The 21,168-nt window shown below is 69.4% G+C and carries 22 protein-coding genes; 10 read left to right on the top strand and 12 right to left on the bottom strand.

Translation table 11 applies throughout. The annotated features are described in order from the left end of the window. Window positions 1-2 precede the first annotated feature (2 nt). Complete coding sequence (locus ABI214_RS18270) at window positions 3-1,091, top strand: S-(hydroxymethyl)mycothiol dehydrogenase (RefSeq protein WP_348603930.1); 1,089 nt, start codon at window positions 3-5, stop codon at window positions 1,089-1,091. Further along, the gene (locus tag ABI214_RS18265) at window positions 1,088-1,720 is read left to right on the top strand and encodes an MBL fold metallo-hydrolase (protein WP_348603929.1); all 633 of its coding nucleotides are present in this window, start codon (window positions 1,088-1,090) and stop codon (window positions 1,718-1,720) included. The genes ABI214_RS18270 and ABI214_RS18265 overlap by 4 nt, the downstream gene beginning before the upstream one ends. Window positions 1,721-1,784: 64 nt before the next feature. Here ABI214_RS18265 and ABI214_RS18260 read toward each other — a convergent pair whose 3' ends face one another. After that, window positions 1,785-2,396: a CG0192-related protein gene (locus tag ABI214_RS18260; RefSeq protein WP_348603928.1), complete on the bottom strand. Its 612-nt coding sequence runs from the start codon at window positions 2,394-2,396 to the stop codon at window positions 1,785-1,787. Between the two features lie 980 nt (window positions 2,397-3,376). Between ABI214_RS18260 and ABI214_RS18250 the strand changes: the two genes are divergently transcribed. Beyond that, complete coding sequence (locus ABI214_RS18250) at window positions 3,377-4,888, top strand: TROVE domain-containing protein (RefSeq protein WP_348603927.1); 1,512 nt, start codon at window positions 3,377-3,379, stop codon at window positions 4,886-4,888. Between the two features lie 101 nt (window positions 4,889-4,989). Here the strand turns inward: ABI214_RS18250 and ABI214_RS18245 are convergent, their stop codons facing one another. Then, a complete protein-coding gene (locus ABI214_RS18245) occupies window positions 4,990-6,279 on the bottom strand; it encodes an adenylosuccinate synthase (protein ID WP_348603926.1) in 1,290 nt (429 codons plus the stop codon). A gap of 291 nt (window positions 6,280-6,570) precedes the next feature. Here ABI214_RS18245 and ABI214_RS18240 point away from each other — a divergent pair, with 291 nt between their 5' ends. Further along, the gene (locus ABI214_RS18240) at window positions 6,571-7,245 is read left to right on the top strand and encodes a hypothetical protein (RefSeq protein WP_348603925.1); all 675 of its coding nucleotides are present in this window, start codon (window positions 6,571-6,573) and stop codon (window positions 7,243-7,245) included. Window positions 7,246-7,271: 26 nt separating this feature from the next. Next, window positions 7,272-8,048, top strand: a complete 777-nt coding sequence (locus ABI214_RS18235; protein ID WP_348603924.1) for a site-2 protease family protein — start codon at window positions 7,272-7,274, stop codon at window positions 8,046-8,048. A gap of 77 nt (window positions 8,049-8,125) precedes the next feature. On the opposite strand, the gene ABI214_RS18230 is transcribed toward ABI214_RS18235, so the two are convergent. The 4 genes from ABI214_RS18230 to ABI214_RS18215 all read right to left on the bottom strand — a co-directional run bounded on the left by ABI214_RS18230 (window position 8,126) and on the right by ABI214_RS18215 (window position 11,629). Then, window positions 8,126-8,431 carry a chorismate mutase gene (locus tag ABI214_RS18230; protein WP_348603923.1) on the bottom strand — a complete coding sequence of 102 codons (306 nt, stop codon included), beginning with the start codon at window positions 8,429-8,431 and terminating at the stop codon, window positions 8,126-8,128. Window positions 8,432-8,524: 93 nt separating this feature from the next. Beyond that, window positions 8,525-9,439 (bottom strand): aminotransferase class IV, encoded by a 915-nt coding sequence (locus tag ABI214_RS18225; protein WP_348603922.1) that lies wholly within the window; start codon window positions 9,437-9,439, stop codon window positions 8,525-8,527. Further along, window positions 9,432-10,562, bottom strand: coding sequence for a VanZ family protein (locus ABI214_RS18220; RefSeq protein ID WP_348603921.1), 1,131 nt, complete (start codon window positions 10,560-10,562; stop codon window positions 9,432-9,434). The genes ABI214_RS18225 and ABI214_RS18220 overlap by 8 nt, the downstream gene beginning before the upstream one ends. A gap of 110 nt (window positions 10,563-10,672) precedes the next feature. Beyond that, window positions 10,673-11,629, bottom strand: coding sequence for a helix-turn-helix transcriptional regulator (locus ABI214_RS18215; RefSeq protein ID WP_348603920.1), 957 nt, complete (start codon window positions 11,627-11,629; stop codon window positions 10,673-10,675). Window positions 11,630-11,691: 62 nt separating this feature from the next. On the opposite strand from ABI214_RS18215, the gene ABI214_RS18210 reads away from it, so the two are divergent. Both ABI214_RS18210 and ABI214_RS18205 read left to right on the top strand, forming a co-directional pair. Then, window positions 11,692-12,156 carry a pyridoxamine 5'-phosphate oxidase family protein gene (locus ABI214_RS18210; RefSeq protein WP_348603919.1) on the top strand — a complete coding sequence of 155 codons (465 nt, stop codon included), beginning with the start codon at window positions 11,692-11,694 and terminating at the stop codon, window positions 12,154-12,156. Further along, on the top strand, window positions 12,153-13,076 hold the full coding sequence (locus ABI214_RS18205; protein WP_348603918.1) for an SDR family oxidoreductase: 924 nt from the start codon (window positions 12,153-12,155) through the stop codon (window positions 13,074-13,076). Before ABI214_RS18210 ends, ABI214_RS18205 begins: the two co-directional genes overlap by 4 nt. Window positions 13,077-13,097: 21 nt before the next feature. Here ABI214_RS18205 and ABI214_RS18200 read toward each other — a convergent pair whose 3' ends face one another. The 3 genes from ABI214_RS18200 to ABI214_RS18190 are packed head-to-tail and all read right to left on the bottom strand — an operon-like array spanning window position 13,098 to window position 15,633. Beyond that, window positions 13,098-14,024: a cation diffusion facilitator family transporter gene (locus ABI214_RS18200; RefSeq protein ID WP_348603917.1), complete on the bottom strand. Its 927-nt coding sequence runs from the start codon at window positions 14,022-14,024 to the stop codon at window positions 13,098-13,100. Between the two features lie 60 nt (window positions 14,025-14,084). Next, on the bottom strand, window positions 14,085-15,230 hold the full coding sequence (locus ABI214_RS18195; protein WP_408587199.1) for an FUSC family protein: 1,146 nt from the start codon (window positions 15,228-15,230) through the stop codon (window positions 14,085-14,087). After that, window positions 15,217-15,633, bottom strand: a complete 417-nt coding sequence (locus ABI214_RS18190; RefSeq protein WP_348603916.1) for a DUF3151 domain-containing protein — start codon at window positions 15,631-15,633, stop codon at window positions 15,217-15,219. Before ABI214_RS18190 ends, ABI214_RS18195 begins: the two co-directional genes overlap by 14 nt. Before the next feature lie 81 nt (window positions 15,634-15,714). Between ABI214_RS18190 and ABI214_RS18185 the strand changes: the two genes are divergently transcribed. Next, window positions 15,715-16,251: a hypothetical protein gene (locus tag ABI214_RS18185; RefSeq protein WP_348603915.1), complete on the top strand. Its 537-nt coding sequence runs from the start codon at window positions 15,715-15,717 to the stop codon at window positions 16,249-16,251. A 104-nt stretch (window positions 16,252-16,355) separates the two neighbouring features. On the opposite strand, the gene fbaA is transcribed toward ABI214_RS18185, so the two are convergent. After that, window positions 16,356-17,390 (bottom strand): class II fructose-bisphosphate aldolase, encoded by a 1,035-nt coding sequence (gene fbaA, locus ABI214_RS18180; protein ID WP_348603914.1) that lies wholly within the window; start codon window positions 17,388-17,390, stop codon window positions 16,356-16,358. A gap of 181 nt (window positions 17,391-17,571) precedes the next feature. Between fbaA and ABI214_RS18175 the strand changes: the two genes are divergently transcribed. Then, complete coding sequence (locus ABI214_RS18175; protein ID WP_408587201.1) at window positions 17,572-18,315, top strand: VTT domain-containing protein; 744 nt, start codon at window positions 17,572-17,574, stop codon at window positions 18,313-18,315. Next, a complete protein-coding gene (locus tag ABI214_RS18170; RefSeq protein ID WP_348603912.1) occupies window positions 18,312-18,980 on the top strand; it encodes a DedA family protein in 669 nt (222 codons plus the stop codon). Before ABI214_RS18175 ends, ABI214_RS18170 begins: the two co-directional genes overlap by 4 nt. A gap of 7 nt (window positions 18,981-18,987) precedes the next feature. Here the strand turns inward: ABI214_RS18170 and ABI214_RS18165 are convergent, their stop codons facing one another. Next, window positions 18,988-20,109: a glycoside hydrolase family 76 protein gene (locus ABI214_RS18165; protein ID WP_348603911.1), complete on the bottom strand. Its 1,122-nt coding sequence runs from the start codon at window positions 20,107-20,109 to the stop codon at window positions 18,988-18,990. A 34-nt stretch (window positions 20,110-20,143) separates the two neighbouring features. After that, on the bottom strand, window positions 20,144-20,851 hold the full coding sequence (locus ABI214_RS18160; RefSeq protein ID WP_348611739.1) for a TrmH family RNA methyltransferase: 708 nt from the start codon (window positions 20,849-20,851) through the stop codon (window positions 20,144-20,146). Window positions 20,852-21,168 lie beyond the last annotated feature (317 nt).

Raw genomic sequence — 21,168 nt, 5'->3', positions numbered from 1 at the left:
CCATGCCGCAGCAGGTACGGGGCGTCATCGCCCGCTCGAAGGATGCGCCCGTCGAACTCGTGAACATCACGATCCCCGATCCCGGACCGGGTGAGGCCGTCGTCGCGATCGCGGCCTGCGGCGTGTGCCACACCGATCTGACCTACCGCGACGGCGGCATCAACGACGAGTTCCCGTTCCTCCTCGGCCACGAGGCCGCGGGCATCGTCGAGGCCGTCGGCGATGGCGTCGACACCGTCGAGGTCGGCGACTTCGTGGTCCTCAACTGGCGCGCGGTGTGCGGAAAGTGTCGCGCCTGCAAGCGCGGTCGCCCGCAGTACTGCTTCGACACGCACAACGCGAAGCAGAAGATGACCCTCGAGGACGGCACCGAACTGACGCCGGCCCTGGGCATCGGCGCATTCGCCGACAAGACCCTGGTCGCGGCGGGCCAGTGCACCAAGGTCGACCCCACCGCCGATCCGGCCGTCGTCGGCCTGCTCGGCTGCGGCGTCATGGCCGGCATGGGTGCCGCGATGAACACCGGCAACGTCACCCGCGGCGACTCGGTGGCCGTCATCGGCTGCGGTGGCGTCGGCGACGCCGCCATCATGGGCTCGCGCCTGGCCGGCGCCAACAAGATCATCGCGATCGACCGGGATCCCAAGAAGCTCGAGTGGGCCGTCGAGCTCGGCGCCACCCACACGATCGACGCCTCGAAGGTCGACGACGTCGTCGAGGCGATCCAGGAGCTCACCGACGGCTTCGGCACCGACGTCGTGGTCGACGCCGTGGGCCGCCCGGAGACGTGGAAGCAGGCGTTCTACGCCCGCGACCTCGCCGGCACCGTCGTTCTGGTCGGCGTCCCGACCCCGGACATGACGCTGGAGATGCCGTTGGTGGACTTCTTCTCGCGCGGTGGTTCGCTCAAGTCGTCGTGGTACGGCGACTGCCTGCCCGAGCGCGACTTCCCGATGCTCGTCGACCTGTACCAGCAGGGCCGTCTGCCGCTCGAGAAGTTCGTGACGGAGCGCATCAAGCTCGAGGAAGTGGAGCAGGCGTTCGAGACCATGCACCACGGCGAGGTGCTGCGTTCGGTGGTGGTCCTGTGAGCGGCGACCTGCGGGTCGACCGGGTCGTCACGTCGGGCACGTTCGAACTCGACGGCGGCACCTGGGACGTCGACAACAACATCTGGCTCGTCGGTGACGACGACGAGGTGCTGGTGATCGACGCCGCGCACACCGCGCAGCCGATCATCGACGCCGTCGGCGGCCGCAAGGTGGTCGGAATCGTGTGCACGCACGGCCACAACGACCACGTGACCGTCGCACCCGAGTTGGCCGAGAAGCTGGACGCCCCGATCTACCTGAACCCGGCCGACGACGTGCTGTGGCAGATGACTCACCCGGGCGTCCGCCACCTGTCACTCGAGGACGGTCAGCGGATCTCGGTGGCGGGCACCGACATCCAGGCCATCCACACCCCCGGCCACTCCCCCGGCTCGACCTGCCTGTACCTGCCCGAGGCGGGCGAGCTGTTCTCCGGAGACACCCTGTTCTCGGGTGGACCGGGTGCCACCGGGCGCTCGTTCTCGGACTTCCCGACGATCATCGGGTCGATCCGCGACAAGCTGTTCGCGCTGCCGGCGGAGACCCGCGTCCACACCGGCCACGGCGACGACACCGCCCTGGGCACCGAGGCGCCGCACCTCGAGGAGTGGATCGCGCGCGGCCACTGATCCCCCCCCCTGACCGAATGTCACATGCGTCCAGTTGGACTGAACGCATGTGACATTCGGCCGTTCAGCGCAGTGAGGCGAGGACGCCTCGGCCTCCATCCCATTCGCCGCGCAAGACCGGCCCGCTCGGTTCGACCCCGAGCGGACGGTGGTGCACCACGACGGTCACCCCGCCGCCGGCGATCACGGTGTCGGTGCCGTCCACGACCACGCGAACATCGGTGACGATCGGCGCCTCGACGCCGGTCACTCCACTCCCTCGAACGCCCGCGGTGTTCTCGACCCGCTGCGGCTCGCCGCCGTCGACGTGCACGAACTGCTCGACCTCACGGCCGCCGCCGTAGATGGTCGCCAGTAGCTGCTGGACGTAGACGGGGTCGGTGGTCGCGTCGTAGACGTAGCGGCGCCCGAGTACCGAATGCTCCATCTCGCCCACGAGCGTTGCCGCGTCGAGCGGAGCCGAACGGTACGTCAGCGGCACCTGGCAGATCTCTCCCGCGGCGTCGCGCACCAGATGCGTCTCGATGCCGACCTCGCCGGCGGGATCGTCGAAGCGGTACGCGCCGACCCGGTCCACAACCGCCGGTGCGCCCGCGCAATAGGACGCTCGCGGCAGCCAGTGCGCGATCAGTTCGGGCTTGGTGGGCGACAGCTGCGCGGCGTACAGAATGGCCATGCGGCCGATCGTAACGTCGCCCGCCGGAGCCGGGCCGCAGTCGTGGCGACGATCTCACTGCGCCGTATCCACCGCAGCCCAGGTCCATGCTCGGGGGCGAGATGGTCTACGGCCACGGCGAGAGTGAGCACCGGCTCCGGCTCGGCGATTCCCGCCTACTCGACGGGGAAGGCCCGCACGGCCCGAACGAGTTGGTGCAGTTGCCGATCCGATTCCTGGCAACGTCCGGTTCGCCGGTCCATCCATGCAGCCACGCGGCCGTCCGGTGGCTCAGCACGGCGGCCGGCTGCCGGCGGGTCACCGCGTGGCAGAGGGCAAGTGTCGTCGGTTCTGGGGATGACAATGATGCTGTGGGCAGTCGGCCTGAGCGCCCATTCTTGGTCCGCCCGCGCGGGAATCCGCTCGCAGCAGGAAGGAATGGGCGGCGAGGCTGGGGCAACACCACGGCCGTCGTGCAACTCCGCACCGCGGCGGTGCGATTCGCGGCGGAATCCCGCGCGAGCAGACGTTCCGCAGCGGTCGATACCACCGGGTGCTGCCGAGGATCTTCGTCGAGGTTGCGACGGTGCAGTAGAAGCCACTTCGGTGTTCGCGCACGAACACGGGTCGGAACCGTAGCCTCTAGGCACGGGCCGACGGGTTCATTCGCCGCCATCGGACAACGTCGCAGGAGTGATCCCGGATATTCGGGGCAATCTGGTCGATTCCGCTGAGGATTGCTCCGGGCCTCCTCTACATTGAGCGAGCACTTCCGGTGCGCAGCAGACGGATCTTTCGCCTGGACGAACGTCCGCCTGGGTCAGTGAACTCGGAAGGCACTTCTCAGCGCGGCGCCGATGCACGGATGGCGGCTCCTTCGAACGACGAGGCGGCGGGTTCCTTTCCTCCGTCGACCCTCGGGATGGGGTGCGGCTCGACGGTAGGGCCTTCCGATCCCGGCGCCGCGATGCGGAATTCGCCTTCCTGCCGAGGGGGACGAGATGAGCAGGTTCGACGCCACGACCGAGCGACCAGTGGGGACCGGTCGGTTGCGGACCGAGATGGCACCCGGTGGTCCCACCCGCGAGGACGGATCCGGCTCTCCACGCGATCCCAGGACCGAACTGTTCCTGCTGGCCGTCACGAGCCTGGTTCACGGTGGGGCTCGCGACGATCGGTATCGCCGGCTCGTCCGACAGCTCGCCGTCAGCGACCCCGAGTGGGCCGCTGGATTCCTGCGCTGGCTGCGGACCGACGCGAACATGCGCTGGGCGGCCCTCGTCGGAGCCGCCGAGTTCACCCGTGCACGGCTCGACGCGGGCGAACACGGGTACAGCCGTCAGGTCGTCGGCAGCGTCCTGCAACGCGCGGACGAACCGGGCGAGATGCTCGCCTACTGGCGCGCCACGTACGGGCGCAAGCTCGCGCAACCGATCAAGCGCGGCGTCGCGGACGCGGTCGCCAGGCTGTACACCGAGCGGGCGCTGCTCAAGTACGACACCCCCGCCCTCGGCTATCGGTTCGGTGACGTCCTCGACCTGGTGCACCCCTCACCGCGGTCCGAGTATCAGGGTGACCTGTTCGAGCACGCGCTGGACCGTCGGCACAGGCGGGACAGGCCGATTCCCCCGAGTCTCGAGTCGGTACGAGCGCGCGCCGACCTGATGGCGGTTCCGCTGTCCGAGCGCCCGCTCCTGCTCACCGCTCCCGACGGCGTCGCGCGCCTCGGGCCGGCGGCGATGACGTGGGAGTCTGTGGCGGACTGGCTGCAGGCGCCGATGGACCGGCAGACGTGGGAAGCCATCATCCCCCGGATGGGATACATGGGGCTGCTGAACAACCTCCGCAACTTCGACGACACCGGGGTGTCGGATGACGTGGCAGCGAAAGTGGCCGACCGACTGCAGGATCCGGAGCAGGTGGCCCGATCACGCCAGCTGCCGCTGCGCTTCCTCTCCGCCCTCGAGTCGGTGGGGTCCCCGCGTTGGTCCGCAGCCCTCGAGCGGGCACTCGAGCTGTCGCTCGACCGTGTCCCGCGACTGCCCGGGCGAACCCTGGTGCTCGTCGACACGGCAGGGTCGACGGCCACGGTCTTCGGTCTTGCGCTCGCGCGGCGCGCCGAACGGGCCGACGTCGTCTCGACCGGCACGGCCGGTGGGGCGCTGTTCCCGATGCGCCCGGGCGAACCCCTGCTGGGTGCGGTCGGCCGCTGGAACCCGACCGGATGCCTCAACAGCGTCGGCACGAACACCGCGTCGGCGGCCGCGGAGTTCTTCGACGGCCACGACCGCGTCGTGATACTGACCGACGCGCACGCCACCGATGCGGCGCCGCACAGTCCCGGTGACGTTGTCCCCGAGCATATTCCGGTGCACACCTTCGATCCGGTGGGCCGTACCGGCGACGGACCGAACCGATTCACGTTCGGGGACCCGACCGACGCCTGCTTCGCCATGCTGCCGATCGTCGAGTCCGGCCGTCGTGCCGCCTGGCCGTGGACCGGCAGGTACTGACCGAAGCCGCTTCTCCCACTGGCTCCGCCCCCGAAACGCCGAATGTCACATGCGCCCAGTCGGACTGGACGCATGTGACATTCGGTCACACGACGGGTGGGTCAGGCCAGGATGTCGCGGCGGACGATGGTCTCGTCACGGCCCGGGCCGACACCGATGCACGACATGAACGCGCCCGACAGCTCCTCGAGCCGCAGCACGTAGTTCTGCGCGTTGACCGGCAGCTCCTCGAAGGTGCGGCACTGCGAGATGTCCTCCGACCAGCCCGGCATCTCTTCGTAGATCGGCTTGGCGTGGTGGATGTCGGTCTGCGTCATCGGCATCTCCTCGACGCGCACCCCGTCCACGTCGTACGCGACGCAGATCGGGATGGTGTCCAGGCTCGACAGCACGTCGAGCTTGGTGAGGAAGTAGTCGGTGATGCCGTTGACGCGGGTCGCGTAGCGGGCGATCACGGCGTCGAACCAGCCGGTGCGGCGGGCACGGCCGGTGGTGACGCCCACTTCGCCGCCCTTGACGGCCAGGTACTCGCCGAACTCGTCGAACAGCTCGGTCGGGAACGGGCCCGAGCCGACGCGGGTGGTGTAGGCCTTGAGGATGCCGAGCACCGTCTTGATCTTGGTGGGGCCGATGCCGGAACCGACCGCGGCACCACCGGACGTCGGGTTGGACGACGTCACGTACGGGTACGTGCCGTGGTCGACGTCGAGCAGCGTGCCCTGGGAGCCCTCGAGCAGGACGGTCTCGCCGCGCTCGAGCGCCAGGTTGAGCTCGAGGCGCGTGTCGGAGATGCGGTGCTTGAAACCGGCTGCCTGCGTGAGCACCTCGTCGACGACCTGCTGCGGGTCGAGGGCCTTGCGGTTGTAGATCTTGACGAGCACCTGGTTCTTGAACTCCAGGGCGGCCTCGACCTTCTGGGTGAGGATCTTCTCGTCCAGGACGTCGGCCACGCGGACGCCGACACGCGCGATCTTGTCCTGGTAGCAGGGTCCGATGCCGCGGCCCGTGGTGCCGATCTTCTTGGCGCCCAGGAAGCGTTCGGTGACCTTGTCGATGGCCACGTGGTACGGCATGATCAGGTGCGCGTCGGCCGAGATCAGCAGGCCCGTCGTGTCGACGTCCCGCTCCTCCAGGCCGGCCAGCTCGTCGAGCAGGACACCCGGATCCACCACGACGCCGTTACCGATCACGTTCTTGACGCCGGGGGTGAGGATGCCCGACGGGATCAGGTGCAGCGCGAACTTGTCGCCGTTCGGCAGGACCACGGTGTGTCCGGCGTTGTTGCCGCCCTGGTACCGAACGACCCACTGCAGGCTTCCGCCAAGTAGATCGGTAGCTTTGCCCTTACCCTCGTCGCCCCACTGGGCACCGATGAGGACGATTGCCGGCATGTCCCTGTCTCCTACGGTCGACGTGCAGTCGTATCCGACTGCATGGTCCTGCCGTGCTGTAGGCAGTGGCCGGAGGCACAGTCTAGCCGAGACCGACCGTCGTCCAGCCGCCCAGCCCTCCGAACCCGCCCGAAACGGACATCCGACCGGTCGACCGTTTGCGACGCCGACCCGGGTTCGGGTAGACATCGGAATGCCCTTGCGCGCGACGGCAGACGTCGCCGCTGCCGTGGCGCGACGACGAGCGTGATCGTCGGAGATCAGCAGCGTCGGATATCAGCAAGGAGTGTCATGACCCCGATAGTGCTCAAGTGCGGCGATGCCCCGTTGCCGCTGGCGCTGCGGTCGCTCGACCTCTTCACCGTCCCCGGGCTCCCCGAGAAGGACCACTTCGACGAGGCCTTCGCCAAGCTGGAGACGGTCGAGAAGCCGCGCCTGGTGGTCGTCGGCGGCGACGCCGCCTTCGCGGCCGCGCTGACCAGGCTGATGCGCACCGATCGCCTGCACATCGAGCTCGCGTACGTCCCCGAGGAGCGGACCGACGCCACCCACGCGTACGGACTTCGAACCGGTTCCAAGGCCGCCGCGATCGCCGTCTCGGGCACCGCCCGGCCGATGCCGCTGATCCGCGACGACGCCGGCATCGCCCTCGTCGGCGAGGCCCGCATCTATGGGTCCGAACACGCCGGCGAACTGACCGGTGAGGCGTACGTCGACAACGAGCGCCTGTTCTCGGGCACCGTTCCCGGCATGCGCATCGTGCCCATTCCCGAGCTTCCGGGCCTGCGCGCCACCGTCGACAAGCGCCGCTGGTTCGGTGGCCACCGATGGCTCACCGGCCGCGCGGTCCAGCTCGGTTCGCCGTCGGCCGTACTGACCCGCGACGGCGTCCGCACACCGCGCGCGGTCAAGCGCTCCACGTTCTACCGACACGACCAGGACTGGCTGCTCGTCTACGGGGCCTGAACCCGACACGCCTGGATACTGGACTCATGTATCCCGATTCACGCACCCGGGCGTCGGCCGTTCGGCCGAGCCCGGTGTTCCTCGGCATCGTCGCGATCGCCGTGCTGGGCGGGGTGCTCGCGTGGCGCGCCACCGGCGAGGCCACGTCGGGCCGGATCGGGGTGTTCCTGCTCGTGGTCGCGGGCTGGGTCGTCACCCTGTGCCTCCACGAGTTCGCGCACGCGGTGGTCGCGTGGCGGAACGGCGACCACGACGTCGTCATCCGCGGTTACCTGACGCTCGATCCGCGCAGGTACACCCAGCCGTTGCTCTCGATCGGGCTGCCCGTGCTGTTCCTCGCGCTCGGTGGCATCGGCCTGCCGGGCGGCGCCGTGTACCTGCGGACCTGGGCGATGCCGCCGCGGGTGCAGACGCGCGTCGCCCTCGCCGGACCGGCGGTCAATGCCGTCACCGCGGTGATCCTGCTGGTGGTGATCCGGCTGTTCGGTGTCGACAGCGATCACCGGGTCTTCTGGTACGGGCTGAGTTTCCTGGCGTTCCTGCAGGTGATGGCCACGATCCTGAATCTGCTGCCGGTTCCCGGCCTCGACGGCTACGGCGCGCTGGAACCGCACCTGAACGCGAGCACGCGCGCGTCGCTCGACAAGATCAAGCCCTACGGGATGCTGCTGCTGATCGCGCTGCTGTTCGTGCCGCAGATCAACACCGCGTTCTTCGACGCGATCTACCGGATCTTCGGGCTCTCCGGTGTCCCCGCCGTCTACGCGGCGTTCGGCAACTACCTCATGCAATTCTGGCGCTGAACGTTCGCGGGAAATCCGCGGGGACGTGACCGCGCCGGCCCCGGCCGGTGCCGTGTCGTGCAGCCGGGGCCGACCGGTCACATGGTATGACCCAAACGCCCCCGCCCGAGCCTGAGCAGCAACATCGCGAGCGTGTGCCCCTCTGGCCCCAGGTCGTCGAAACGCGACAGCACCCTCATTTCTCGGGTGTGCACCAAACGGGTGCCGCCGCCGAGCATGCGCACCTCGCCGATCAGGCGGGAGAGCTCGGTACGCCGCTGGATCGCCGCGAGGATTTGTTCATCCAAGCGGTCGATCTCACCACGGAGTTGCTCGATGTCGACGTCCGGTTGACGGTCGGTCTCGTGTCCCGTCGACATGCTCGATACCTGTGCGCTGGTCATGTCATCAACGCTAGGTAGGCGACCACGCGGGGACGTAGGTAGTTCACTACCCGATCTCGAGCCGGCGGAGCGGCCACCCGCTCGCGCCTTCCATCAGCCCAGGTCGGTGACCCAGCCGTGCAGCTCGTCGGAGCGCAGCGCCGACGCGTGCCGCTTGCGGAGAACCTCGCACACCGGGCCCTGCGTCCCGTTCCCGACCATCCGCCCGTCGACCTCGGTCACCGGCGCAACGCCCGCCGACGTGCCGGTGACGAACACCTCGTCCGCGATGTACAGCTCGGTGAGGTCGACGGTCCGCTCGACGACCGGGATGACCTCCTCGCCGGCGAGGGTGAGCAGCGTACGCCGATTGATGCCGTCGAGGATGTCGCACGACGCGTCGGGGGTGATCAGCGTGCCGCCGCGCACCAGGAAGATGTTCGCTGCGGTCAACTCGCACACGTGCCCGGCGCCGTCGAGGAAGATCGCGTCGTCGTAGCCGGCGTCGATCGCGTCCTGCTTGGCCAGCACCGAGTTGACGTACGCGCCGTTGACCTTGGCCCGCGACGGGATCGCGAAGTCGGGGATGCGGCGCCACGTGCTGGTCTTCAGGCGCATGCCGTCCTGCGGGACGATCGGGACCGCGTCGTAGACGAACATCGACACGGCGGTGCGCAGGCCGCGGACGCGGGTCCCGGGGATCGACTCGTCGACGTGCACGGTGGCGCGCACGAAGACGTCGGACTCGGGGGCGTTGGCCGCGACGAGTTCGGTTGCGGCCGAGACGAACCGCTCGAAACTCCATTCGTCAGCGAAGCGGTCGATGCCGATGATCTTGCACGACTCGACAAGTCGCCGATAGTGATCCGCCAGCCGGAACGCCGTGCGCGCTTCGCCGTCGACGTGGACCGGGAACACCGTGTACACGCTCAGTCCGTACAGGACAGCCGACGTCGCGACACCGAGCGTCGCCTCGTGCGCGGGGACGACTCGGTCGCGGTAGTAGACGTGGGGATGCGGATCAGCCATGGCGCGATCGTAGAGAAGCATCCCCGGACGGGACAGCGGATTTCTCCGCAGTGGTCCCAGTATCCTCGAATGTCGCTCTTGCATCGACGATCTCGGACCCGGTCAAAACCCCCGACAGTCCCCGACGGCCCCGGGTGAGCGCGACGGACCCGACGGCCGCGAACAGCCACAGCACGGCGAGCGGTGCGGCGCCGACCGTGACCAGCACCGCGCACACCCCGGGAACAACGAGCGCGCGTAGGAGCCGCCGCGCAGCCCCCGGAGGGTTCGCCCACGCCGGCTGCAGCCATACCGCCCGCTGCCCGAACGACGCGCCCGAGCCGATCAGGGCCGGCACCACGACGACCGCGCCCGAGACGACGGCGGCGACGAGATTGCCGACCACGAAGCCGTCGGACTTCGCACCGAGGACGTCGAGCACGACATGCACCGCCACCACTGTCGACGCGTACACGAAACCCACCGCGCTGACGTCGACGATCATGCCGATCCAGCGACGCCACACCGTCACCGGGCGCGGGACACCCCGTCCCGCGGCCAACCGTTCGCGGGTGGGCACCAGTCGCATGCCCACTCCGGCCAGCGCGACGCCGAGGACGGCGCCCGCGGTGTTGAGCATCAGGTCGTCGACGTCGGCGATCCGATAGGCACACGGGAAGATCCCCCAGACCGCCGTGTACTGCGTGAGCTCGATCGCCAGCGACACCATCGCCGCGACCACCACGGTCGTGGTGCGCGACCACTCGAACAGGAGCCGTCCGAGGACGCCGAACGGCACGAACAGCACCACGTTGAGCACCACCTGCATCACCGCGGTACTGGTCAGGATGGCGACCAGGCTCATGCCGGCGGTGTCGCGGCGGATGTCCGAGACGAACGTGAACGGCCGCAGCACCGGATCACTCGCGGCGAAGGCCTCGCACCAGGCCGGCGTGAGATCCGGCAGCGGGAACATCGTGAACGCGACGACACCGGCCCCGTAGGTGACCGCGGCGCCGACGAGCGCCATCCGCGCCGCCGACACGCGCCCGAACCGACGGTAGTGCCACACCACGAGCGGCAGCGAGATCGCCGACGACACCGCCAGACCGACCAGCAACGAATACAAGACCTGTTCACGCACGGTACGAGTCCACCACCGCGGGCAGGTGCGCCGCATCCGCTCGGCGGGCGATGTTTCGACGTCCGGACGTCATACCCCGGGATGACCCGCCCCCGAGTGCCGCTCGGGGATCACCCGTTGAGGCGCGCGGTCCGCAGCGCCGACTCCCGCAGCGCCACCCGCAACGACGACGGTTCCAGGGCCTCGATACCCGGCCCCAGCGCGAAGAACTGGTCGAGCGCCACCTCCTCGGCCTCGAGCATCAGATCGACCGTCACCCAACCCTGTTCGTCGGGCTCGGAAGGCGTCACCTTCGCCGCCTCCTCCCCCACCACCGACGGCAGCCGTCGCCACGCGTACGGCGACAGCCGCACCCGGCACGAAAAGCGCAGCAACGCGCGATCGAACTCCGCCTGCGATTCGGCCCACCAGGATGCCAGGTCGAACGATTCGGGACGCCGCGCCGGCTCGTCCAGGAGGTGCGCCGCGTCGATCCGCGACACGCGGTACGACAGCGTCCGGTCCCGGTGCCGCGCAACGAGATACCAGACGCCGGCCTTGGCGACCAGGCCGAGCGGGTCGATCGTGCGCGACGTCTCCCGTGCACCCCTGCGATAACGGATCCGCAGCCGGCGCCCCTCGAGCACCGCCGTCGCGACGGCGGCCAACTCTCCCGTGTCCGACGGCTTCGCGAACCAGCCCGGAGCATCGATGTGCAGGCGCTCGCGCCACAGCAGTGCGCCCGTCCGCAGCGGAAGCGGCAGCGCGCCCAGCAGTTTCGACTCCGCGCGGGCGGTGACGTCGGCCAGGCCCAGATCGTCGGCGAGCCCCGGGATACCCAGCAGCATGAGCGCCGACGTCTCCGCGCCGGTCATCCCACTGAGCTTGGACTGCCAGCCGTCGAGCAGGCGGATGCCGCCACCCGGACCGCTCTCGGTCCACACCGGCACACCCGCGGCCTGCAGTGCGGCGACGTCCCGGTAGACCGTCCGCAGCGAGACCCCCAGCTGGTCGGCCAGGCGCGCGGCCGTGGTGCCGGGACCGCCCTGCAGACGCAGCATCAGGTCGAGGAGTCGGCTCGAGCGCATGTCCGGAGCTTACGGAAAATCACTGACACAAGATGTCAGCGATGCGGCCGCACACTGATGTCATGACAACCTGGCAGGAGTTCACCGAGCAGGCCCCGGCACTGGCCGCGGCCGTCCACGCGCGGCTCACCGCGCACAAGCACCACGTCCTGGCGACGCTGCGCGCCGACGGCTCGCCGCGGGTGAGCGGCACGGAGGTCGAGACCTTCCGCGGACTGCTCGTCCTCGGATCGATGCCCGGCGCGCGGAAGGTCCGGGACCTGCAGCGGGATCCGCGCTACTCGCTGCACTCGAACCCGGGCCACCACACGATGGAGGGCGGCGACGCCAAGATCTCCGGACGCGCACGCGAGCTGACCGGCGCCGAGAAGCAGACGATCCTCGACTCCTACCCGGAGAACCCCGGCGCGGACGCGCACATCTTCGAACTCGGCGTCGACGAGGTGGTGCTGACCACGGTGTCGGAGGATCGCCTGCACGTCGACCTCTGGCGCCCCGGCGCCGACGTCACCAGGACCAGCCGGTGAACGCCCCTGACCTGTCCGGCAAGGTCGCCCTCGTCGCCGGTGCGACCCGAGGCGCCGGCCGGGCCATCGCGGTCGAGCTGGCCCGGGCCGGAGCCACCGTCTACGCGACCGGACGCAGCAGCCGGGCGACCGGGCGTTCGGAGATCGGCCGGCCCGAAACCATCGAGGAGACCGGCGAACTGATCGTCGCCGCCGGCGGTGGCGGCGTGGCGCTGCGCGTCGATCACCTCGAACCGGACCAGGTTCGCGCCCTGGTCGACCGGATCGACTCCGAACACGGTCACCTCGACATCCTGGTCAACGACATCTTCGGCGGCGATCGCTACGCGCAGTTCGGCACCACGCTGTGGGAACACGACCTGGACGGCGGCCTGCGGATGCTGCGGATGGGCATCGACACCCACGCGATCACCAGCCACTTCGCGCTGCCCCTGCTGATCCGCCGACCGGGCGGGCTGGTCGTCGAGATGACCGACGGCACCGCTGAATACAACGTCGCCTACCGGCACCAGGTCGGCTTCTACTATGACCTCGTCAAGGCGGCCGTGCAGCGGATGACCACCGCGCAGGCCCACGAACTGGCCCCGTACGGCGGCGCCGCCGTCGCGGTGACACCGGGCTGGCTGCGGTCGGAGATGATGCTGGAGATCTTCGGCGTCACCGAGGACAACTGGCGCGACGCGCTCGAACGGGAACCGCATTTCGCGATCTCCGAGTCCCCGACGTTCGTCGGCCGGGCGGTCGCGGCGCTGGCCGCGGCGCCGGATGCGGGTGGATACAGCGGCCAGGTCGTCTCCAGCGGGCAACTCGCGCAGCGGTACGGCTTCACCGACGTGGACGGCTCACGACCCGACTCCTGGCGCTACATCGTCGAGGTGCAGGACCGCGACCTGCCCGCGAACACCGACGGCTACCGCTGAGGGTCCACCGACCTCGCGGTGTCACCAGGTGAGGTCCTCCTGGCACCGCGATCCCTCCACGCCGGACTCGACCTGGACGGTGGCGTGGCTGAGGCCGTGCGAGTCCAGCACGGTCTTGGCCGCCGCCAGCACCCGCTGCGAATCGGAATCGGTGGTGAGGTGCACCGTCGCGACGTCCATGCCGGTGGTCAGCGTCCACACGTGCAGGTCGTGGACGTCCGACACCCCGGGCACCGCGCACAGATCGGCGCGGACGGCGTCGACGTCGACGTTGGCCGGTGAGGCCTGCGTGAGGATCCGCAGCGCCGCCCCGGCCAGCTTGAGCGCCCGGGGCACGACCCACAGCGAGATCAGCACACCGACGACGATGTCCGCGTAGGTCCAGTCGAACAGCACCAGTGCGGCACCGGCGATCAGGACACCGACGCTGCCGACCGCGTCGGCGAGCACCTCGAGGTACGCACCGCGCACCGCGAGGGAGTCCTTGGCGTCGCCGCGCAGCATCAGCATGACGACGACGTTCGCCCCCAGGCCGGCGGCGGCGGTCAGCATCAGCGGGACGCCGGGGATCTCGGGGGCGTCGCCGATGCGGCCGATGGCCTCGTACATGACGAACGCGGCGACGCCGAGGAGCAGGACGGCGTTGGCCATAGCGGTCAGGACCTCCGCGCGGTGCCAACCGAAGGTGCGGGCGGCGGCCTTGGATCCCTGCTTCGCGAGCAGCAGCGCCACGAGCCCCATCGACATGCCGACGACGTCGGTGAGCATGTGACCGGCGTCCGCGAGCAGCGCGAGAGAACCGATCGCGAGTCCGACGACCACTTCCAGAACCAGGAACGCGACGAGGATGCCGAGCGCTATCACCATCTTGCGGATGCGCGTGGGCGTCGGCCCCGCCCCGTTCGTGGCTGCGGTGTTGCCGTGGCTGTGCCCGTGACCGGCTCCCATGATCACCCTCCTCGTAAGTCGGGCCCATCATATGCATATATTCGCATATATGAAAAGGTGTCAGAGGTCGGGCCGGTAGGCAGGCTTGGGAACCGTCGGGGGCAGCGTCGCGATCGCGGAGATCCGGCCGAGCCCCGCGACCTGCAACAGATCCACGATCAGGGAGCGAATCTGCGCGAACACGACCGTCGCGGAGATGCCCGCGTTCTCGACCAGTTCGGGCTTCATCCCGGACGAGACCGTCCGCAGCACCCGGGCCGCCTCGGCCTGGTCCGGCTGCTCCCCCGGTTCGGCGAGGATCATCCGCCGCAGCACGTCCAGCGCGTGCGAGAGCTTCTCGATCTCGTCGACCAGACGCGGGTCGAGGATCTCGTCGTCGCGCACCAGCGAGAGCGACCGGCGCGACAGCACGCGGATGTTGCGCATCGCGTTGTCGATCGGGTCGGCCGTCGCCGTGAGCCGGGCCAACCGGGCGCGACTGCCCCAGTACAGCGGCGAGATCCGGCTGATCTCCCGGCCACCCGAGAGGTTGCTGCGCAGGGAATCGATCGCCGACTGCGTCTCGCGCGCCTTGCGCAGCGCCTTCTCGATCGGCTTGGGGTCGTTCTCGATGAGCCCGTCGGCCACGAGTTGCAGCACCTCGCCCGCGGTCGCGAGGATGCCCGCGGCGTCGCGCCGGGCCCGGCGCACGGGATGGGTGGGGACGATCGCGACGACGGCGACACCGACTAGGCCACCGACGAGCGCGTCGACCATCCGCTCGACCCCGGCCACGTCACCGGGCGGCAGCAGCGTCGCCACCAGCACCGCCGACGTGCCGGCCTGCATCGAGAAGATGGGACCCGAACCGATCAGGACCGCGGTGCCCATCGCCAACGTGACGACCAGCGTGATCTGCCAGGCGCCGGTGCCGATGAACGAGATGATCAAGTCGCCGACACCGATTCCGACCGTCACGCCGCAGACCAGTTCCACCGACCGACGCAGCCGGGCGCCCAGCGACAGCCCGAGCGAGACCACCGCCGCGATGGGCGCGAAGAACGGGCGGGTGTGGCCGACGACCGTCGTCGCGACGAACCACGCGATACCGGCGGCCAGACCACACTGCAGAACCGGCAGCGCCGAGACCTTCAGTCGGCGGATTCCCGCCGCGACCCGGTCCCGGCCCGCTGCCGGTCGTGGAACGAAGCGGCTAGCCGAGACCAAGTGCTTCGGCGGCCCGCGGGTCGCTGTCCTCGAGCAGATCCAGGCAGCGCGCGTACTCGTCGTTCTCGCCGATCGCCTGAGCGGCCTTGGCGAGAGCGGCGACGCAACGGAGGAAACCGCGGTTCGGCTCGTGGCTGTACGGGACGGCGCCGAAGCCCTTCCACCCGTTGCGGCGCAGCTGGTCGAGACCGCGGTGGTAGCCGGTGCGCGCGTACGCGTACGCCGTGATGGGCTGCCCCTGCTCGAGCGCCGCCTCCGCCAGGTACGCCCACGCGATCGACGCGGTGGGGTGGTCGGCGGCGACCTGCGCCGGGTCCTCGTGGTTCAGCAGAGCCGACTCCGCCTCCTCGTCACCGGGAAGCAGGGTGGGCTGCGGGCCGAGAAGATCACCGAATGACGTCATGGCGTCCATTGTGCCCGGCGTCGTACGGGGGCCGATAGGCTGCCCACCAGTTGATCCCGCTCCCGCACCGAGAGGCGTCACGTGCCCGACACCGACGACATCCAGCCCAGTCCTACGCCGACCGGCGCCGGCCCGCAGCGCATCGCACCGGCCGCACCGGCCCCCGAGTCGGGTGGCCGCCGCGGCGGCAGGCGCGGCTGGGTCATCGCGTCGACCGTCGCGGTGGTCGGAGTCCTCGCGGCCCTCGGTGTCGCCGGGTTCGTGATCGCCCGCGGCGGGGCGGCGAACGCGACCGAATCGCAGGTCCGCGACGCCGTCGACACCTTCGTGACGGCTCTCGAGTCGGGCGACCTGACCACGCTGCAGTCGTCGACGTGCGGCACCCTGTCCGACTTCTACCGCGACATCCCGCCCGTCGAGTTCGCCGACGTCCACCGTGACGCTGTGGCGGGCGGCAGCATTCCCGTCGTCACGAGCATCGATTCGGTCCAGATCAACGGGGATTCGGCGATCGCCCAAGTCACCGCGCACACGCGGGCGAACCCCTCGGACGTCTCGCCGCGCACGTTCGACCTGTCACACATCGGCGGCGACTGGAAGGTCTGCAACCCCGACTAGGCCTTGAAACACGTTTGCGCACTCACCGCTGTCTCCTGACGGGGAGAAGAGCGGCAAGTGCGCAAACGTGAGTGCGTGCGAGGGAAACCCTCGCCGGACCTCGACTAAGCGGAGACCGAGCGGCCCGCGGACTTGAGGTCGTTGCAGGCCTCGATGACGCGAGCGGTCATGCCGGCCTCGGCCTTCTTGAGGTAGCTGCGCGGGTCGTAGACCTTCTTGTTGCCGACCTCGCCGTCGACCTTGAGGACGCCGTCGTAGTTGGAGAACATGTGGCCGACGATCGGACGCGAGAACGCGTACTGGGTGTCGGTGTCGACGTTCATCTTCACGACGCCGTAGCGCAGCGAGTCCTCGATCTCCGACTTCAGCGAGCCCGAGCCGCCGTGGAAGACGAAGTCGAACGGCTGGGAGCCGGCGGCCAGGCCGAGCTTGGCGGTCGCGGCCTCCTGGCCCTCCTTGAGCACCTCCGGCTTGAGGACGACGTTGCCCGGCTTGTAGACGCCGTGGACGTTGCCGAACGTCGCGGCCAGCAGGTACTTGCCGTTCTCGCCGACACCGAGCGCGTCGACGGTCTTCTCGAAGTCCTCGCGCGACGTGTACAGCTTGTCGTTGATCTCGGCCTCGACGCCGTCCTCTTCACCGCCGACGACGCCGATCTCGACCTCGAGGATGATGTTCGCGGCCTTCGACAGCTTCAGCAGCTCCTGCGCGATCGCGAGGTTCTCGTCGATCGGCACGGCCGAGCCGTCCCACATGTGCGACTGGAACAGCGGGTTCCGGCCGGCGTTCACGCGCTCCTGCGAGATCGCGAGCAGCGGGCGGACGAAGGTGTCCAGCTTGTCCTTGGGGCAGTGGTCGGTGTGCAGCGCGATCGTGACGTCGTACTTGGCTGCGACGACGTGCGCGAACTCGGCGAGCGCGACCGCACCGGTCACCATGTCCTTGACACCCAGGCCCGAACCGAACTCGGCGCCGCCGGTCGAGAACTGGATGATGCCGTCGCTGCCGGCGTCCGCGAAGCCCTTGATGGCCGCGTTGATCGTCTCCGACGACGTGCAGTTGATGGCGGGGAAGGCGAAGGAGTGCTCCTTGGCCCGACCGAGCATCTCGGCGTAGACCTCGGGAGTTGCGATAGGCACGGCGGCTGTCCTCCATGTGACGGGTTCGGGCGCGGCCGATTTTCACGGCACGCGGGTTGTCTATGCAGTATGGCAACCCGGGCGCGCTGCCGCCTCCCCTGGTGTCGGCTCGGTGTCGGCTGGCTGTCGGCTCGCCGGACCCGGTGGACTCAGCGGGCTCTCAGCGGCCGCCGGTAGTCTGGTGCGCGTGAATGTGCTGGCAGCCTCGGAGTCCGTGACCACGAATCTCGCTTTGCTGCCGGGATTCCTCGATCCAGTCAACCTGCTGAACTCGTTCGGCGCGTGGGTGCTGATCGGACTCCTCGTCGTCGTCTTCATCGAGTCGGGTCTGCTGTTCCCGCTCCTTCCGGGCGATTCGCTGCTGTTCACCGCCGGTCTGATCGCGGCGTCCAAGTCCGCGGAGGTCGAGCCCTTCGCCCCGCTGTGGGTGCTGATGGTGACCATCCCGATCGCTGCGGTCCTCGGCGACCAGGTGGGCTACTTCATCGGTGTGAAGGGTGGTGCGTCGCTGTTCAAGTCGAACGACGCCAAGCTCTTCAAGAAGAGCTACATCGACGAATCCCAGGCGTTCTTCACGAAGCACGGCCCCATCACGATCTTCCTGGCCCGCTTCGTACCGATCGTCCGTACGTACGCGCCGCTGGTCGCCGGTGCGTCGAAGATGAAGTACTCCGTCTTCATCACCTACAACATCATCGGCGGCGTCGTGTGGGGTGCCGGCGTGACGCTGCTCGGTTACTTCCTCGGCCAGATCCAGTTCATCGCCGACAACATCGACCTGATCTTCATCCTCATCGTCCTGGTCTCGGTGATCCCGATCATCGTCGAGGTCGGCAAGCGCTACCTCGCCTCGCGTAAGTCGGGCGGGACCGCGATCGCCGACGGCGCCGAGACCGTCACCACGCCGAACGATCCGACCGTTTGACGACGACCCTCGCGGCCGGAACCTTCGGGCCGCTCGAGTCCGCCGGCCCCGCGCTCGTGTGGCTGGTGGTGCTCACCTTCGTCTTCTTCGAGTGCGCGCTGATCGTCGGACTGTTCCTGCCCGGCGACTCGATGCTCGTCACTGCGGGGATCGTCATGGCCGCCCACGAGGCGGGCCCTGGCCACACGTGGGCGCTGGCGGCGGGCGCGATGGGCGCCGCCGTCGCGGGCAACCAGGTGGGGTACGCGATCGGCAGGCGCGGCGGCCACCACCTCGTCGCCCGCCGCAACGGCAAGTACGTCAACACGGAGAACCTCCACAAGGTCAACGGCCTGCTCGATCGACACGGATTCTGGGCAGTCCTGGTGGCGCGCTGGATTCCGTGGGTCCGCACGCTGTGCCCGATGGTCGCAGGGGCCGCGGAGATGGACCACCGCCGCTTCACGATCGCAAGCACCATCGGCGCCGTCGTGTGGGCTCCGGTCCTGCTCCTCGTCGGCTTCTACTGCGGATCACTGCTCGAGCGAGTGCCGTGGGTGATGCCCGTCGTGCTCGGGGGCATGGTGACGGCGTTGGTGGTCGGTACCGTGCTGGGCCTGCGGAGCTATCGCCGCGAGATGGCGAGGCCGGCGCAGGACGTCCTCGTCGACGAGATGGTCGACTGACCGCCCGTCACCGACGCTTCGGATAGCCCGCCGCCGACACCAGGTAGGCGGACTCCATCAGCAGCCAGCCGCTGAGCTGTACCGACAGGTCGCGCTCCGCGATCTCGGACGACCGCACCGACCCGCCGGAGACGCTCGCGATCTCCCCGCCCAGCCCGGGCAGCTGCGCGGGCAGGCTCCAGTCCCGCCCGAACAGCGGCAGCTCCTCGACCTGCAGCCGGTTCTCCCATGCCGCCTCGGCCGAGCCGAGCACCAGTTGCGCCGCGATCCGTCGCGCCCGCACGTCCTCCGGGGCGTCGCCGGGCAACCTCAACGCGACGAGAGCGAGATGCCGGGCGAGCAGGCCGTTGAACAATCCGCCGTCGCCGCCGCCACCGCCGCGGATGACGCCGCCCTTCGCGAGCCGCTCGTCGACGGCGTCGACCAGGCGATGCACCCGCAGGCGGTGCCGCTCGGCGCCCATCCGGACCGCGAGCTCCGTCTCGAGCGCGAGCACCACGCCCTGGCAGTACGTGTAGATGTTGCGTTCGACGGTCCCGTCCCGCCGGATGCCGTCGAAGATGAGGCCGGTCTCCGGGTCGCGGAGGGTGTCGTCGATCCAGTCCGCCATGGCCTGTGCGCGCCACAGCCGCCCGATCCGCGCCAGCACGACGCCCGCCGGACCGTTCGCCGGGGTGTTGAAGAAGTCCGAATGCCTGCGCCACGGGATGCCGCCGCCCGAGTCCGGCGACCACGCGTCGAACAGCTCGGCCTCGAGGGCCGCGAGCGCCTTGCGGTTACCGATCAGCTGCATCCGTTCGGCCCGCTCGAGCGCCATCCCGAGCCACGCCATGTCGTCGTAGTAGTTGTTGGTCCAGCCCGAGATGTTGCGGAACCGGTGGCCGCGAATGAGTTTCACGAGCCGTCGGCGTCGTTTCGCGGTCGGGTTCCGTTCGGCGGCGTCCACGGTGCAGTTGATGAGATTCGCCTGCCACCAGTAGTGCCAGTTCACGAACACCCGCTCCCGCCGCACCGCGGGCCAGGCGACAACTGCCATGGCAGTGCCGGGCATCCCCCAGACGCGGCGAATGTGCCGAGTGATCACCGCGTTCTCGGCGGCATCCGCTCGGGCAGACCATTCGCGCTGCATGCCTACCGATCTTGCCTGGGTGCGGAGTCTTCCGCTACCAAGCGCGGCCGAGATCGGCGTGTTGCCGCACCCAGGCGTGCATCGCGATCCCCGCCGCCACGCCCGCATTGATGCTGCGGGTGGACCCGAACTGGGCGATCGACACCGTCATCGACGCGACCGCATGGCCCTGTTCGGTCACGCCCGGTCCCTCCTGTCCGAACAGCAGGAGGCAGTCGCGCGGCAGGTCCACCGTCTCGATCGGGACCGAGCCCGGGGTGTTGTCGACGGCGACGACCGTCAGCCCGTTCTCGCGGGCGAACTCCGCGAGCTCGTCGAGGTCGGCGTGATGCACCAGGTGCTGGTAGCGGTCGGTGACCATGGCACCGCGTCGGTTCCAGCGACGGCGCCCCACGATGTGCACCGCGGCCGCCGCGAACGCGTTCGCCGTCCGCACCACCGTGCCGATGTTCGAGTCGTGGCCGAAGTTCTCGATCGCGACGTGCAGCGGGTGCCGGCGGCCGTCGATGTCGGCGACGATCGCCTCCCGCGTCCAGTAGCGGTACGCGTCGACGACGTTGCGCCGGTCCCCCTCCGCCAGGAGTTGCGGGTCGTAGCGCGGATCGTCGGGCAGCGGCGTGCCGTGCTCCTCGGCCCACGGTCCGACGCCGTACGGGTGCTCGCCCCATTCGGTGGGGCCGGGGGCGTCGACGGCGTCCGCGTGGTCCACGTCGGCGACGTCGTCCCGGGGCGGCGTATGCATCTTCGGGTCGCTCACCGCGTCGACCCCCGCATCGGTCCCGGAGCCACAGCCCATTCCTCCACATTCACACGCCGACAGGTCGACGCTGAACTCTAGTCGCCGGAGGCTCCGCCGAATCCTGGGGCGTGCGGAGTCACGTCAGTGTCGGGATCGCTGTGCGGGGGTCACTACTGATCGCCTCGAGGTCTGCGCGGAGCAAGGTAGCGCGCTCGGGGACGTCCGGGAGGGCCTTATCGGCGAGCGCCCGAGCGAGGTCGAGATCGCCGGCGAGACCCGCGACGCGCGCCCACTTCGGAATCTGCGCGGCGTGGACGCCG

Source organism: Prescottella soli (assembly GCF_040024445.1).
In the GTDB taxonomy this organism is placed as follows: Bacteria; Actinomycetota; Actinomycetes; order Mycobacteriales; family Mycobacteriaceae; genus Prescottella; species Prescottella soli.
The sequence above is the reverse complement of the archived record's forward strand: the minus strand, read 5'-3'. Positions and strand labels throughout refer to the sequence as shown.

Coding starts and splice junctions, on each gene's coding strand:
- ABI214_RS18270 (WP_348603930.1), top strand. CDS start 3: ATGCCGCAGCAGGTACGGGGCGTCATCGCCCGCTCGAAGGATGCGCCC.
- ABI214_RS18260 (WP_348603928.1), bottom strand. CDS start 2,396: ATGGCCATTCTGTACGCCGCGCAGCTGTCGCCCACCAAGCCCGAACTG.
- ABI214_RS18250 (WP_348603927.1), top strand. CDS start 3,377: ATGAGCAGGTTCGACGCCACGACCGAGCGACCAGTGGGGACCGGTCGG.
- ABI214_RS18245 (WP_348603926.1), bottom strand. CDS start 6,279: ATGCCGGCAATCGTCCTCATCGGTGCCCAGTGGGGCGACGAGGGTAAG.
- ABI214_RS18240 (WP_348603925.1), top strand. CDS start 6,571: ATGACCCCGATAGTGCTCAAGTGCGGCGATGCCCCGTTGCCGCTGGCG.
- ABI214_RS18235 (WP_348603924.1), top strand. CDS start 7,272: ATGTATCCCGATTCACGCACCCGGGCGTCGGCCGTTCGGCCGAGCCCG.
- ABI214_RS18230 (WP_348603923.1), bottom strand. CDS start 8,431: ATGACCAGCGCACAGGTATCGAGCATGTCGACGGGACACGAGACCGAC.
- ABI214_RS18225 (WP_348603922.1), bottom strand. CDS start 9,439: ATGGCTGATCCGCATCCCCACGTCTACTACCGCGACCGAGTCGTCCCC.
- ABI214_RS18215 (WP_348603920.1), bottom strand. CDS start 11,629: ATGCGCTCGAGCCGACTCCTCGACCTGATGCTGCGTCTGCAGGGCGGT.
- ABI214_RS18210 (WP_348603919.1), top strand. CDS start 11,692: ATGACAACCTGGCAGGAGTTCACCGAGCAGGCCCCGGCACTGGCCGCG.
- ABI214_RS18200 (WP_348603917.1), bottom strand. CDS start 14,024: ATGGGAGCCGGTCACGGGCACAGCCACGGCAACACCGCAGCCACGAAC.
- ABI214_RS18190 (WP_348603916.1), bottom strand. CDS start 15,633: ATGACGTCATTCGGTGATCTTCTCGGCCCGCAGCCCACCCTGCTTCCC.
- ABI214_RS18165 (WP_348603911.1), bottom strand. CDS start 20,109: ATGCAGCGCGAATGGTCTGCCCGAGCGGATGCCGCCGAGAACGCGGTG.
- ABI214_RS18160 (WP_348611739.1), bottom strand. CDS start 20,851: ATGCATACGCCGCCCCGGGACGACGTCGCCGACGTGGACCACGCGGAC.